The organism is Streptomyces sp. NPDC052040, assembly GCF_044548405.1.
Taxonomy (GTDB): domain Bacteria; phylum Actinomycetota; class Actinomycetes; order Streptomycetales; family Streptomycetaceae; genus Streptomyces.
Genome location: NZ_JBIUBV010000023.1, coordinates 71,030 through 85,625 on the forward strand (window position 1 = coordinate 71,030; position 14,596 = coordinate 85,625).

Annotated in this window: 10 protein-coding genes and 1 pseudogene; 5 read left to right on the forward strand and 6 right to left on the reverse strand. The window is 70.5% G+C overall.

Features of this window, described 5'->3' with window-relative positions; genetic code table 11:
- Positions 1-8 precede the first annotated feature (8 nt).
- Positions 9-2,285 carry a telomere-associated protein Tap gene (gene tap / locus ACIHAA_RS30145; RefSeq protein ID WP_399822706.1) on the reverse strand — a complete coding sequence of 759 codons (2,277 nt, stop codon included), beginning with the start codon at positions 2,283-2,285 and terminating at the stop codon, positions 9-11.
- 140 nt (positions 2,286-2,425) lie between these two features.
- Between tap and ACIHAA_RS30150 the strand changes: the two genes are divergently transcribed.
- On the forward strand, positions 2,426-4,849 hold the full coding sequence (locus ACIHAA_RS30150; protein WP_399822708.1) for a Helicase associated domain protein: 2,424 nt from the start codon (positions 2,426-2,428) through the stop codon (positions 4,847-4,849).
- A 118-nt stretch (positions 4,850-4,967) separates the two neighbouring features.
- On the opposite strand, the gene ACIHAA_RS30155 is transcribed toward ACIHAA_RS30150, so the two are convergent.
- On the reverse strand, positions 4,968-5,519 hold the full coding sequence (locus ACIHAA_RS30155) for a hypothetical protein (protein ID WP_399822710.1): 552 nt from the start codon (positions 5,517-5,519) through the stop codon (positions 4,968-4,970).
- Between the two features lie 308 nt (positions 5,520-5,827).
- On the opposite strand from ACIHAA_RS30155, the gene ACIHAA_RS30160 reads away from it, so the two are divergent.
- Positions 5,828-7,198 carry a helix-turn-helix transcriptional regulator gene (locus ACIHAA_RS30160; RefSeq protein WP_399822712.1) on the forward strand — a complete coding sequence of 457 codons (1,371 nt, stop codon included), beginning with the start codon at positions 5,828-5,830 and terminating at the stop codon, positions 7,196-7,198.
- 124 nt (positions 7,199-7,322) lie between these two features.
- On the forward strand, positions 7,323-8,225 hold the full coding sequence (locus ACIHAA_RS30165; RefSeq protein ID WP_399822713.1) for a hypothetical protein: 903 nt from the start codon (positions 7,323-7,325) through the stop codon (positions 8,223-8,225).
- A 160-nt stretch (positions 8,226-8,385) separates the two neighbouring features.
- Here the strand turns inward: ACIHAA_RS30165 and ACIHAA_RS30170 are convergent, their stop codons facing one another.
- On the reverse strand, positions 8,386-8,652 hold the full coding sequence (locus ACIHAA_RS30170; RefSeq protein WP_399822715.1) for a hypothetical protein: 267 nt from the start codon (positions 8,650-8,652) through the stop codon (positions 8,386-8,388).
- Positions 8,653-8,835: 183 nt separating this feature from the next.
- Here ACIHAA_RS30170 and ACIHAA_RS30175 point away from each other — a divergent pair, with 183 nt between their 5' ends.
- Positions 8,836-9,603: a hypothetical protein gene (locus ACIHAA_RS30175; RefSeq protein ID WP_399822716.1), complete on the forward strand. Its 768-nt coding sequence runs from the start codon at positions 8,836-8,838 to the stop codon at positions 9,601-9,603.
- A gap of 270 nt (positions 9,604-9,873) precedes the next feature.
- Here the strand turns inward: ACIHAA_RS30175 and ACIHAA_RS30180 are convergent, their stop codons facing one another.
- Positions 9,874-10,701 (reverse strand): SDR family oxidoreductase, encoded by an 828-nt coding sequence (locus ACIHAA_RS30180; RefSeq protein WP_399822718.1) that lies wholly within the window; start codon positions 10,699-10,701, stop codon positions 9,874-9,876.
- Positions 10,702-11,172: 471 nt separating this feature from the next.
- Here ACIHAA_RS30180 and ACIHAA_RS30185 point away from each other — a divergent pair, with 471 nt between their 5' ends.
- Entirely contained in the window at positions 11,173-11,319 is a 147-nt protein-coding gene (locus ACIHAA_RS30185) for a hypothetical protein (RefSeq protein WP_399822720.1), read from the forward strand.
- Positions 11,320-12,231: 912 nt separating this feature from the next.
- On the opposite strand, the pseudogene ACIHAA_RS30190 reads toward ACIHAA_RS30185, so the two are convergent.
- Positions 12,232-12,387 (reverse strand): annotated as a pseudogene (locus ACIHAA_RS30190) (IS5/IS1182 family transposase); the annotation flags it as partial.
- A 22-nt stretch (positions 12,388-12,409) separates the two neighbouring features.
- Entirely contained in the window at positions 12,410-13,621 is a 1,212-nt protein-coding gene (locus ACIHAA_RS30195; protein ID WP_399822721.1) for a hypothetical protein, read from the reverse strand.
- Positions 13,622-14,596: the final 975 nt, after the last annotated feature.

Sequence of the window (14,596 nt, forward strand, 5' to 3'; positions counted from 1 at the left end):
ATTCCCCCTTATTCTCCGGTGTCCTTGGCGGTGACCTCGCCGGTCTTGATGTAGCGGGCGAGGTTGGCGATGTGGCCGTCGCCGGCGAGCTGTTCGAGGACGCCTGAGCCCCACAGCACGCTCTGGGTGCCCTCGTGCTTGACCATCCCCGGAGAGACACCGAGCCGGAACGAGCCCGGCACGGTCTTGCCGTCGGCGTTGTAGGGCAGGACGTCCAGCGGACTGGGCCCGTCGGCGGCATACACGGCGCAGTCGGAGAGGACCGCGACCGGATACTGCCCGGTGGCCGCGGCCAGGGCGACCATCTTGCGGTGCATGTTGATCCGCGCCCGGGAGATCACGGCGGCGCGGATGTCCGGGCGCCAGGTGGGCCGGGCCAGGGCGGGCCAGGCCTGCCCCGGCTTCCAGCCGCCGCCGCGCGCCTTCTCCCGCAGCTTGCCGATGCCGCCCTTGACGGTCATCTTGATGGCGTCCACGACGATGCCCAGCTCCGGATCACGGCTCCTGTAGCCGTCCATCGCGGTCAGGAACTCGGCCGGGGACAGCTTCTCGCCTACACCCAGATCCGCCATGGTGGCGACGTAGGCGTCGCGCAGCCGCTTGTACCAGCCGTCCAGGAACCGGCCGCTCTCGGAGCGCACCCACGCCTCCACCGGGGCGACGTCGTAGCCGAGTTCGACGGCGTACGCCACGGTGGGCGTGGCGTACCAGGCCGGCCCCTCGGGGCGCCGGCCGGACGGCGTGAACGGGCTGGGCAGCAGATCACCGTCGAGGTCGCGCCACTGCTTGCCGACCTTCACCCGGTTCAGGTCGACGTGGGAGAGGTCGACCAGCCAGGAGCCGGGCAGCGCCGGATCGAAGGCCGGACCGGTGACGTGGACCGGCGGTGACGCGAGGCCGACGACGGCGCCGTTGGCGGCCGCGCCGAAGGCGAGGTTGACGTCGATACCGACCAGGTGGCGCTTCATGCACTCGGCGTCGGTCAGGTCCCGCGCCCAGTCGTAGGCCTCCTCGAACAGCTTCTCATCGGGGCCGCGCACATGGAACCGCGGAAGGTCGGCGAGGACGGGGTGGCCGTCGGGCGCCTCGCACGGCGCCGGGTCCATCGCCTCGGTGCCCAGCGAGCCGGGCCGGTGTTCGGAGTGGCGCCGGCCGTCGGCGTCCGGCTCGCTCGCACGGGTCGGCGGGTTCAGTGCGGTCATCAGCTGCAGACCGGTGACCGCTGCCGAGCCGACCGGGGTCATCACCCGCTGCGCGTACACGCCCAGCACCCGGGCCAGCTCCGCGGGCTCCAGCTGCGCGGCATGGCCCCACGCGCGGGCATCGAGGGCGCGCCAGGAAGGAATGCACAGCTGCACGCACTGCCGCCGCCCGCCGTGGGCGGGGCGGTAGATCCGCGCCCAGGGCCCCAGCCCCCGCCGGGTCAGCTTCCACTCGGCACGCTGGAGCTGCTTGATGACCTTGTGCCCCTCCGGGAGCCGCCCGGCGAGCCGTTCGGACTCCGACAGCGTGGCGGGCAGGCCGTAGCGTTCGCACGCGGCCTCGGTGAGGACCAGCAGGGGGTCGGCGTCCTTACCCGAGCCGTGCAGCTTCTCCGCCCCGAGCTGCGCCTCGGTGAGCGTCCACTCGATGAGGGCGGTCAGGGACTTGGCGGGCACGTCCAGGATGAGACCGCCGACGCCGTAGCCAGTCACGTTCCGGTCGGCGTCGGCGTCGAGGACGAGCAGCGGGCCGTGCGCGTACCCGCCGCCGGGCGCGGGGGTGTGCGCCGGGGTGGCCTTCGTCGCACCCGCACGGCGCGAGTTTTGCGATACCCGCTCGGCACGCGGACGCGACCCGGCGGCCGGTGCTCGAACGGCCAGCAGGGGAGCGGCGGCAGGTTCCTCTGCCCCGGCCGCGGCCGGCTCCCCAGCGTCTGTCGATGCCATCGGCGGGCTCGTAACGGGCGTCGACGGCGCCGCTGCCGCGGACTGGGCCTGCGCTGCGGGCGCCGGAGCGGGCTGCGGCACCGCGGTGTCCTCCTGCTCGGCACCGGTGCCCTCCGGGGCGGGGTAGAGCGTGGCGAGCTGTTCCAGCAGGCGTGCGTACGCCTCTCGCTCCGGCGGCCTCGGCTCGGTCTTGCCCGACTCCCATGCGCCGACGGTCGCCCGCCGCACCTTCAGCGCGGCGGCCACCTCGTCCAGGGTGAGCGCGTGAGCCTGGCGCAGCCGCCTACGCTCCGCCGGTGGCGGCAGCGGGGACCGGGACGCGACCAGCGCGTCGACGGCATCGAACAGCTCGGACATGGGACACCTCCACCCTCATCCTACCTGCGGAACGGACCTACCGCGTACATATTGCGTGCATTATGCGTGCAAATAGCGTTCGGGTGGTAGTGTCCGCGAAGGCCTCCCGACCGTCCGCTTCAGGAGTTAGGAAGAGCTGCATGACTGTGCTGCCGCGCCCTCGCCGCTCCGGGCGGTCCCGGCTCTTTCCCGACCAGGCCGAAGCGGTCTCCCGGCTCGTACGGCACCTGCGCCGGCCGGGGACGCGCGGGCTTTATGTGTCGGCGACCGGCACGGGCAAGACACTGGTGTCGATTCGGGTGGCGGACGCACTCGGCGCACGCCTGGTGCTGTTCGTGGTGCCCACCCTGGACCTGGCGGCGCAGACCGCCCTGGCCTGGCGCGCTGACGGCCACGGCGAGCACATGGTGATCGTCTCCTCCCTGGACGCCGCCGGCCGCGACGACTTGGTGGCGGCCCGGATCATGTCGACGACCAGCCCGCACGCGCTGGGCGGGCTGATGTCGGTGGTGGGGGAGGCCGAGGATCAGATCCCGGCGCTGACGGTGATCTGCACCTACGACTCCCTGACTAAGATCGAGGAGACCCAGAAGACGGGGTACGACGTTCCGCCGTTCGACCTGGCGGTCATGGACGAGGCGCACCGGATCGCGGGCCGCTCGGACAAGAAGTGGGCGATCGTCAACGACGCGAAGCGCATCCACGCGGACCGCCGCCTCTACATGACCGCCACCCCCCGCATCTTCGCCGCCCCGGAGCTGGCGGAGTCCGCCGACCTCACCCGCCCGCGCCGAAGGCGCCCGCAGGGCGGGGAGGTGGACGCGTTCGCCAACTCCATGGACAACGAGCAGGTGTACGGCAAGAAGGTCGTCGAATACCCCCTCGCAACCGCGGTCGCCGACGGGCGGGCTGCGGACTACCGGATCGTGGTGCCCACCCTCACCGACACCGACCTGCGCCGCCGCCTGAACCTGCCCGCCCCCGGCACCACGACCACCGGCGCCGCCGTGGCCCGGGAGGCGAAAGACGACGGTGCGCTGCGCACCACCGCCCTGCACCTGTCCGTGCTGCGCGCCATGACCGAGCACGGCCTGGGGAAGGTGCTGGTCTACTTCAACCTGGTCTCCGACGCCCGCCGCTTCTCCCGCGAACTGCCCCACACTCTGCGCCTGCTGGCCAAGACCGACCCCGACCTCGTCCCGGAGCTGTTCTTCGCCCATGGCGAGCACACTCCCGCCCAGCGTGCCGACATCTTCGCCCGGTTCGCCGCCGCCGACACCGCGATCCTCGCCAACTCTCGTCTGATCGCCGAAGGTGTCGACATCCCCAGCGTCGACGCCGTCGTCTTCGCCGACCCCACCCGCAGCGTCATCCGCTGCGTCCAGGCCCTCGGCCGCGCCCTGCGCCTGGACGTCTCCGGCAAGACCGCCAGCCTCATCGTCCCCGTCTACATCCCGCCCGGCGCCGACGCCGAGAACATCCTCGGCACCGCGTACGAGCCGGTGTGGGCGATCGCCTGCGCGCTGGCCAGCCACGACCACCGCATCCTCGAACGCCTCCCCGACAAGGCCAACCGCCTCCCGAAAGAGACCAGCGACGTCATCGCGCGGCGCTGGCACTTCGACTTCACCGTCCACCCCGAGCGCATCGCCCAGGCGATGGACCTGGTCTCCTTCGACCCCCGCGACCCGGCCGTCTCCCGCTCCCGCCGCCTCGGCCTCGCCGCCGCCCGCTCCTACCGCGACGAGTACGGCCACCTCGACGTCCCCGCCGACCACGTGGACCCCACCGGCTACCGGCTCGGCACCTTCATCACCACCATGCGCGACGCCGCGAAAGCCGGCCGCCTTGAGCCCGACTGGACGGCCGAACTCGACGCGCTGGGCATGATCTGGGACAAGCACGACGCCGCCTGGCGCGCCCGCCTCGCCGCGGCCGCCGACTACCACCGCGCCCACGGTCACCTCGCCGCCCCCGCCACCACCCCCGTCGGCGCCTGGCTCGCCGAACAACGCCACCTCGCCACCAAGGGCGAACTCGACACCGCCCGCGCCGAGGCCCTCACCGCACTCGCCCCCGACTGGCGCCTGCCGCACGGAGCGGACTGGCACCGCAAATACCACCTGCTGCGCGCCCACCTCGCCTCCGGTGCCGACCCCGCCGCCCTCACCCGCGACACCGTCCTCGCCGGCGTGAAGATCGGCTCCTGGCTGGGGCGCCAGCTCACCACCTGGCACACCCTTACCCCCGGCCAGCAGCAACTGATGACCGCCCTCAGCCTCACCCCCGAGGCCAACCCGCTCGTCCCCGCCCGCCGTACCCGCCGAACGTTCGAGGAGACCGTCCAGCTCCTGGAGCTCTTCCTGCACCGCGAGGGCCGCGTTCCCGCCGCCCGGGAGACGGTCCGCGTGGACGGCGACACCGTCAAGCTCGGCACCTGGTTGGCCAAGGCCCGCCACCGGCACCGCGCCGACCAGCTCCCGGACCATCACGTACGCCTGGTCGCCGCCCTGTTCGAGGGGGACTGGACGGCCGAGGACGCCGCCCCTGCCGCCCTGCTGTAGCCCCAGACCTGCGCAGTGGTTCGTCCCCGAGCCGTACGCCATTGCTGGAGGCCTTCCCGTCCCGCTGGTCCAGGAGGCCCTGCCCTAGGGAGGAAGGCCTGCCAGGGCCGCGTTGCCGCTACCAGGGGGCGCGGTTACCGTGGCCGCCGCGCGCCAGCTGCTGGGGCACCGTCAGCCACCCTTCCCTCTCGAGTCGACGCAGGGTGCGCCGGACCCTGCCGACGCGGGGGAGGGGGCTTTGCCGGTACAGGCTCTGCTCCATGAGGTCTCGCAGCCACCACGTCCGGTCGGCGTCGCGGAAGATGACCGACGCCGGCCGGGACCACTCTGGGGAAGGGACGGGGAGATGGATGTGGTCGGCGACACCGGGGGGCAGCATGTTCGCGAGCAGGTGGCTTTCCCCCATGGTGTCGGTCTCTGAGTCGTAAGTGATCAGGTAGACGTTGTGTATGGGGCGCTCACTGCCGTTGGCCGCACTGACGATCCAGTAAGGCGCGGCGAGGTCGTACCCGCAGCAGTCGCCGCGTTCATCGCGGCAGACCGCTGCTTCGGCTTCTGAGCGGCTTTCTTTGTTCTGCGCGCGCCGCAGGGTGACGGCGCCGACCCACAGCGCTCCGGTGCTGCCGAGTCCGCTGACCCAGGCAGGGATCGTCCCCCAGTCGATGTCCATGCCTGCACCGTGTCCTGGCCAGCCGCACGAGACGTGCGTCTTGAGCGACTTCTGAGCTCTCCGCGGGCGTTGCGGGACCCGCGCGCGGCGAAGCGCCCTGGCAGCCGCAGGGGCGGACCGGTCAACACCGCGATATGCGTGGCGTAGTGGCCGCCGTCGGGTGCCACCCCAGGGCGACGGCCGCCTCCCCCGCCGCTGCGAAAACCTGTCCCGAAATCGCTGTGCCGATCCGCTTTCCAGTCGTGTACTACTGGGCATCAATAGTGCTGTAGCTAAATACAGCAGTTGAGTTGAGGAGGGGGAGCACGTTGGTCTACGACATTCGTCCGCTCGCGAACGGGCTGCGGACGGACCACCCGGTTCCGGGTCTGCCGTTCGTCGACGACTCGCACCTGCCGCTCGACGACGGCCCCGAAGCCATCGAGGCGGTCGGCCGCAACAGGGGCGAAGGCATGTGGGGCCGCTGCGACACCTCCCACGAGGGAGGCTGGCTGGCCTTCACCACCGACCCCATCGCCCACCACCTGGGCTGGGCCGTGCGCCACCACCCCGAGCACGGCCGCACCGTCCTCCTCCTCCGCGACGAGGACACCGCAAGCCTGCACACCTACTGGTCCGGCGCGCCGCTCATGTTCCGGGCCGGCGGCTACTGGTGGGACGGTGACACCTGGTACCGGCCCGGCCAGATCTGGGACCCGGTCACCGAGGACTACGCACGCCACACAGCACGCGCCACCGCCACCGTCCACGCCGCCGACCTCCTCGACGGTCACGCCCACCCCGACCGCGCCCACCTGCACAAGGTCGCCACCTTCGATCCGGCCACCGCCAAGCCGGAGAACTGGATCGACGACCTGACCCGGTGGGCGCAGCGCCACCAGAAGCAGGACGACCCCCTGCCGCTGGAGCGGTGCGTCGTCGACCTGGCCAGTCCCGAACTCGCCGGGGACCGGCTGCTCGGCGTGCCCGAGATGGCCGCACTGGGCGGCATCACGGCCTCCACCTTGCGCGGCTACATCTCCCGCGGCGAGAACGACGTCCCCCTTCCCCAGGCGACCGTCGGCGGCCGCGCCCAGTGGTCCCGCCCGGTCGCCGAAGACTGGGCCGAAGCCCGCCGCCGCTCGTCCGAGGGGCTGAAGGAGGCCATGTCGGCCGGCGACCGCCACCGTCTCGCCCCGGGGGCCGCCCAGATCCGCGACCGGCTCAGCGAGACCTTCTTCCGCCTGCTGTGGAAGCGCCCCGACACCCGCAAGCGCTGGGCTCTGCGTCACCGCAACGAGCCGAGCGTGCGGGAGGTCGCCGACCAGCTCGCCTTCGAAGTCGCCGACAGCCTCCGGCAGATCATCCCCACCGACGCCCTCGGACCGACCATCCGCCACGCCGTCCTGGAGGACTTCGCCACCTCGCTGCGCACCGCCAAACGCCGGGGCGGTGAGCTGAAGGGCTTCGACCTCATCCTGTCGCTGCCCCTGGCGAAGATGATTAGCTGGTTCATCCAGCACTTCCCGACCTCGGCCCAGTGGTACCTCGGCGAGGTCATGAGCGAGGCGGACAAGCAGCTCGGCATCCCCGCTCAGGTGTCCGGCGAAGCGCTTCGGCGGTCCGCGATCACGAACGGGGACCTCGACACACAGGCAGCGAAGGAGTTCTTCTCCCGCCTCGTGCCGAGGGAGAGCTGAGACCACCAGCGGACACCGGGACCGGTGCGCAAGCCAGCACAGCGGCTCCCGCCTCGAGGCGGCCCTGCTCGGCCCCCCGGGGGGGCCTACCTGAGTCGCGTGGCGCACGGCACCATGGCTGTCCATGAGGGATCAGCGAGCTGAGGAATTTGCCCGGTGCGCCGTTGTGCTGGCCGCGGAGTTGCGCGAGACACGGCGAGACGATGCGGTCCCCGCCGATCCTGAGGAAGCTGATCCTTTCGCCGCTCCGGCCCCGACAGGTGATGACCCCTTCGCTCCGCTTATGGCGGGCCGGGAGGGCGTCTTCGACCAGGCGCTGTCCAACGGGCTGGCTGCGATCGTCGCTTCCGAGTGGCCGGGGAAGGAGGTGGACCGCAAGGGACGGGTCCTGTCGGCCAGCGCGCTGCTCAAGGTGATCGAAGAGCGCATCCCAGCCACGGACGGCATCGTCTGCGTGCCTGACGAGCATCCGATGCCGGACATCCCCCAGGGCGACACGAACTCGCTGTTCCAGGCGGGGCCTTGTTTGTCGTCACACACCCGGATCGATGTGCGCTCCCTCCAGAACGGGATCGAGGCCAGTCAAGCGGCCCGCCACGGCCGCGGCGCCGGAGCTCTGCAGCATCGCCACATCGAGGCCCTGCTGGCCCTCGACGGCCACCCAAGCCTCGGCGTCATGGGGGAGGAGCAGCAGGACCGGATCCAGCGGATCGCGCAGGCAGAGGACGTGGCCTCCCAGAAACGAGCCGGCGAGTACCTCGAACGCATCGGGGAGGAAGAAGCCACCCGACGCGCCGAGAACGTGGCCAACCCCAACGCCTACCACCCGAAGCACAACCCGGACGGACACGACCTCGACACCTGCCCCGTCTGCGGGCACGAAACGTTCTGCGTGGAGGGCCTCGACCCTGTCTTCGGTCAAGTCGCTTACGGGCAGTGCCTGGTGTGCACCTACACCCGCACTCCGGGCGCCGCAGAGGACGAGGCATTCACCCAACATCTCCGGTCGATCATGGACGGCGAGTGATGCCTTCCGGCGCCCAGAGCCGTGGCCTTGGGCGGCCAACCCCGTCACCCTCCCTTCCGCGCCTCGGCGTGCGCGCCGGCCTCCGAGGGCGGGCAGGGATGGTTCGAGCCGGGTGAGCGGCCGGGGGAGGACGGGCGATGTGGTCCTCGTGGGCCCGGCCTCAGGCTAGGGCACTGCGGAGGTAGGCGGGCAGCGCCCTGCGGACGGCCGGGTCTGCTTCCCAGCCCGGGTCGAGGAGTTGGTCGGCGGTGATGACGACGTGGACTTCGTGGTCGGTGCGGACGTCGACGCGGAACGTTTCGCCCCGGCTGTCCCGGCCGGCCAGGTAGGCGGCGAGGACGGTTCTGCCCAGCTCGACAGGGTCCGCATTGGTGGTCGTCCGGCCGAGGTCTTTGCAGATCCACACGTCGCTGAACCGTTCGTGCATCAGGATCTCCCACCGCACGCAAGCGGGCTTGTCGTCGCGTAACACAAACGCGATCATGCCCCCACCGGCCGGCCTCCCGTACCGCTACCTGCGAGTACTGGCCAGAAAGCGTGCCTCCCGTGCCGGGGCGGGAGCGGCTAAACGGTTACCTCACGTGGCCTCTGCGTTCTACCGTTGCCGGGCATGAGTAACCAGGCCTTCGAGGGCGCCTATCTTATGCCGCTGTTCCGCGCGGTCGAGCAGGCCCGCGGCGAGCACGCCTACCGGCAGCTTCCCGCGCCCGCTCCGGCCAGCAGCCTGGCCGCGGACGACGCCCCGCTGGGCGTGTACTGCGCCGCGCACCTGATCCAGAACTCCTACACCGCCGGCCTGGCCCATGCCGACGCGCTGCGCCGTTTGACGGCGGCCGGCGAAGTCGATCCGACCAGCCCCTGGACGCTGCTACGCGGCGCCCTGGAGAACTTCGCCACCGCCCTGTGGCTCCTCGACGGCCCAGGCCGGGCCGAACGCCGACGCCGCGCGCTGTCGCTGTGGGACGAGGACATGCGCAACCGCCAGCAGCACGAGACGGACACCGGCCACCAGCCCTCCGGCGGCGGGATGAGCGGCGCGCAGCGCCGCGCCGAGATACGGGGTATTGCCGATGGTCTCGGCCTGCCCCCGCTCACCCGGCCCGGGACCCACCAGATCGTGCTCGCTGCCGCGCCCACCGCCGGCCTGACCGCGGTCAAGGTGGGCGCGGCCTGGCGGGCGGCCTCCGGGTTCGCGCACGGCCGCTACTGGCCCAACCTGCGCGCTTCCCAGCCGCGTGCGGCCATACCGGGAGCCGACGGAGTCCACACCGTCGCCCTCGTCATCGACGAGGACCAGCACCGGCCGCTGGCCGAGTACTGCCACACCATGCTCGACCGGCTGCAGGAGCACTACGCCGCGCGTGCCCGTGCCCGCTGATCGCGCCCCGACCACCGGAGGGGCCAACCTCGGACCGCTGGGCGATGGCCGGGTGCTGCACATCGGCAGGAGAGCACAGGAGTGGGGGAGATGTCCGGCAACGCAGAGATCGACGTGCGTATCGCACCTGGCGCCCTGGAGGCCCTGACACGGATCATGGTCCGGCACGGGACGTCGCGGGACGCGGCGATCCGCGAACTGCTACAGGGCACGTTGCCGCGCAGGGACAGAGGCAACGCGAGCCCGCAGTTCGGTGTTGGGCTGGGCGGTTCACGTTGGTGTGGTGCAGAACTGGTGGGCGCCGCGCAGTGTGGTGCTGAGGTTCCGCTGGGTGGCTCGGCTGTCGAGGCGTACGTCGAGGGCGCCGGGAAGCGTGCTGTGGGCCCGCAGGCTTGTGGGCAGCCGGGAGGCATCCAGGCCGTCACGTGTGGCGATGAGGACGCCGAGCTCGTGACGGCTCACAGGGTCGGGCCCTGCGAGATGGTGGACGCCGGCCGCGTCGCCGGACGCCAGTTCCAGGAGGGCGGCGGCCAGGTCGGCGACGTGCACCGGGCAGCGGATGTCGTCGGTGAACAGGACGCCCTCGCGGGTACCGGTGGCCAGTTCATGCACGAGGCGCTCATGCACGGAATCGCCGTCGCCGATGATCAGCGATGTGCGGGCGACGACGGCCTGCGGATGCCCGAGGAGGATCCCTGTCTCCGCTGCCGCCTTCGCCGCACCGTAGGGGGTGACGGGGTCAGGGAGGCACGACTCGTCGTAGTGGACTTGGGCGCCGGAGAACACCGCGTCGCTGGACACGTGGACCAGGCGGCTTCCGTACTTCGCCGCCGCCATCGCCAGCCGGACGGGCCCCTGCGCCGTCACCGCCCAGTCGGCGTCGCCGCTCGAGGCGTTGATGACGAGATCCGCGCCGACTCCGGCCATGACGCCGTCCACGCGGTCGGGATCCCGCAGGTCAAGCGGGTACCACGCGGCGTGCGAAGCGGAGCCGGGCCTGGTCGCGTAGGTCGCGGCCGTTACGTGCCCGGCCTTGGCCGCTTGGCGGATCAACTCGGTGCCCAGGAAGCCGCTTCCGCCGATGATCAAGACCGTCATGGCACGACACGGTAGACCGTCTCGGCCGGTGTCGGACACGGCACCACACAGGGGCGAGCGGGAGACGAGACTCGAGAGTGCCGACTGTGAACCTGATCAGGAGCAACCCGCGTTGGAGCGCTGGCGCCCTTCGGAGCACCGCGTCCGCGCGGACCGGACCGTTCCGCAGCAACACCGGAAGAACTGTGACCCACGTCACCCGCTATCGCGGACGGCTTCCGGGCCACCCCGGGACCGTCGATTGCCCCGACCCGCTGACCAGCAACTCTATAGATAACCCTCTAGAAAATGAGGACCTTGAATAGGCGCTCCACGACCCGGGGTCCCTGGAAAATTACGAAGGATTGTTGGAGTGAGACCGCCTGTGAGGTCGCCGAGTGAACAACTCGACTGCGGGACTGCGGTAATGTGATCCTTCCCTGACGGATCACCGCCGATTGGCGGTCCGGAACCAGAAGGGAGGTATGACGCATGTCCGAGCCTGCTCCCAAGGGCAGGCCGGCGAGGACCAAGCTGCTTCGCCGCATCCTGCGGGCCATCGCCCGCATGCGGCCCGCGGCCACTGTCCTGCGGGTCGTCTACTACGCGCTGCGCGTGTTGGACGAACTGACGGACTGAGCTGCGGAGAAGTGGGGAGGGCCCACCCCGGTGCAACGGGGCAGGCCCTCAGTCCACGTCGTGCCGTGTGGGCCTCGTGCACGTTTAGCAGAGTGCGAGGCCCACACCCATGTGTGGACTGCTAACCGATACGGTAGCACGTCTCCAAAACTAATTGGCGACCAAAGCCGACTCCCCGACTTTGCGGCCGCAGTGTTTGATTTACCCGATGATTGCAAACCGATCCGGCTGCATGTTGACTCGGCAATCCAAATCAGCATTAGTCGGCGATTTGCCGCGCGCCTGCCGCCGCGAAATCATTGCCGGGCAATCGTCATTAGGCAGACAGCTTTACGACAGCTGTCGTCCCGAAACCAATGCGCGCGCTGCCGGCCACTTCGCTGCAGCCGGTGGTGCCCGACGTATCGCCTGCTCAGACGCAGGCTGGTCGCGGGACGGGTACCGCAAGCCATGGGGACACCCGCCTCGACGGGAGGCCTGTCGCAGGGGCGCCAAGCCCCTTCATGAGATGACCGTCAACTGCCCATGTCTGACTGGCGGTGAAGCGCCCCCCCGTCGTGTGAACCACGCTCCTGAGCGTCCGTCGGTACCATGTGTCGGCGGACCCGAAAACGCCTCCCGAGTCGTTTTCCGAGGCAGCAACGGCCACTGGTTCCCATGATTTCGTGCTGCCCGAAAATGCGTCACACCCCGTCTGACCTGCACAGACGCGCAACATCTGTTGCCCTAGAGTGGAGCGGCGGTACACAAGTCGCAGCGCGTCGCCGGCACGGTGACAGCCGGAGGACGAACGCACCGGCAGGGATGGGGGGAGGCAGCCCGCCCGGGCAACGCCCAGCGCCCGAACGGCCGTCTCGCCGCCGATACCCGAGCACCGCGCCACCACTCTGAAGCCGACGCCAGCTGATCTCACGTACATGCGGCGGTGGCCACGCAGGTGATCACGGCAGCACCTCGCGGTCTCCTCGCCGACGCCCGACGCCCGACAAGCCGGCCGCCGCGTTGCGGACCCTCCCCGGCGGGAGGAACCACCCGCTCGGATCGCGCCCACCAGTCTTGCTGCACCATCCACCAACAAGCTCAGCGGTCATCACCCAGGCTGCGGCAAGATCACGTCATCCGGCTGCATCAACGCCAGTTCACCAGGTCCGTGGCCGGCGCCGCCGCTCACCGCCGCAACTGGACCCGACAGTTCACGTACGGCGCGCATCCACCTCTCGCCGAAGCCGGCCGGCCCGGTGTCGTCGTCGGGGATGTTGAAGATGTCCCGGTCCTCGGCAAACTGCTCCATCAGGACCTGGTACAGCCCGTCGTAGAACGGCGCGAGGAAGACCGCCAGAGACTCGGCGAACTGCATGGGGGAGGGGTCGATGGCGATGACGTGGTCCAGGAACGGGAACATGCCCCACTCGTCGATCCGCTCCCGCAGCGCGGCCTGCGCGGGGGTGTCCGGCAGGAGCAGTCCGTGCAGCACGTATAGCGCGTAGAACATACGCAGACCGATCAGCACCTCTCGTGCGCGCAGCAGCTCCTCGTCACTCGCCCGCTGCACCTGTGCCACGATGTCCGCGTTCTGCTGGAGTAGCCCCCAGTCCACCTCGGGCCCCTCGCCGCGCTCCGCGGCACCCAGCATCTGCGCCCAGTCCTCGGCCGTCAGCCCGAACATGCCGAAGGCGGCGAACGCCTCGGCCAGCGCGTCCGCCCCGACCTCCTGCGCGCCCAGGCCGATCGCGGCGACCAGGTGCACCATGCTCCTGAAGTCCGGCCCCTCGGCCTCGGCCGGCACGTCCCCACCGGCTTCGAGCGCCGCACGCACCAGCGCGGGGTTAGCCGCCCCGCGGTACGACCCCATGAGCCGCCCAGCCGCCGTATAGAGCGCGTCCTGCCCTTCCTCGCTCGCCCCGGCCGCGCTACGCGCGAACTCCACCAACCTCTGCGACGCCGAACGTTGCAGCGCCCACACCAGGGCCTCGCGCACGGCGACCACCGGCGGCTCCGGCACCCGGGCCGCCCCCGGCGCCGCCGACGGCGTCCCGGCCTCGGCGAACCACTCCAGCACGGCCAGCCGCCGGTCACGTCCCTGCCGCAGATGCCGGGCCAGCGCCGCCGCGCTCTCCACCACCAGCGGATCGACCGAGTCCACCACCGACCCCCGGCCGCGCCCCAGCCCCCGCCGCCGATGACGCGGCAACAAGCCCACCCGCCGCCAGCTCTCCAGCTGGCTCGGCGTCACTACCACCTCTCGCGCGGCAAGTTCACGCACCACCTGCAGATCAGCCGGACTCGGCGCCCCTCGTGCCATGCCCACCATTACAACCCCGAGAAGCGTAATTTTCTGCGGTCTCGCGGCTCTGGCTCACTGGTCCCAGCACCACAGCCCACGCCGCTGAAGCCGGCCCGAACGAAGGACACCCCGCGATGCCGAAGAAGAACCGCACGCCCTCCACCACCCCGCCCCACGACCACGGTGCGCCAGCTCCCGCCTCGTGGCGGCGCCTCGTTTCCGCAGCGCTCCTCGCCGGAGCCATCCGTCACCTCGGGGCCCTTCTGGCCGGCCTCGCAGTGACCTGGTGGCAGCACGACTGACACCCCCGAACCCGCCTGGCACACACCCCCTGAAATGATGTCAGGCGGGTTCCACTGCACAAAGGTTGAGTTCCTCTCCGTGCTCACACTCCGACACATCACAGACCCGCCCACCGCAATCGCCCCCCTCAAGGGGGCACACACCCAAACCGCGGATTTACCAAAAGTTCTGATGTGAGGGAAACAACCAGTCGACCACCACAGGCCGATCCTTGTAGCCAGCCGCCCGCGCATGCGGGCCAAGTCCGGGAGCGCAGCGGACGGACCCTCAAGGATCCTTCCAGGAGCGTAGCGACGAAGGAGCCGCCGGCTCGGAGCGCAAGCGGAGAGCCGGAAGACCATCCCCCAACCTGAGGATCCACCGAAAGTCCTCACGGAAGGAAACATGGCTCGAAGCGCAGCGCAGAGCCAACTCCGCGCAACGCGCGGAGTTCCACTCCATCACCGCGCGCAGCGCGGGGCTTCACTCCGAACTCCCAAGCGCAGCGCGGGAGTTCCCTTGGAGCCTGCGCAGCAGGCTACAAGGGAACTACCCCCCTGCCCGTGGGAGTTCGGTGTGAATCCCCCCGCGGCGCGCGGTGATGGAGTGGAACACCCCGCGGTTCGGGGGGTTTGGGGGGGGGGGGGGGGGGGGGCCCAGGGTTGATATGGGTTGTGTGTTTGGTGTTTTTTTGTGTGTGGGGGGGGTGGT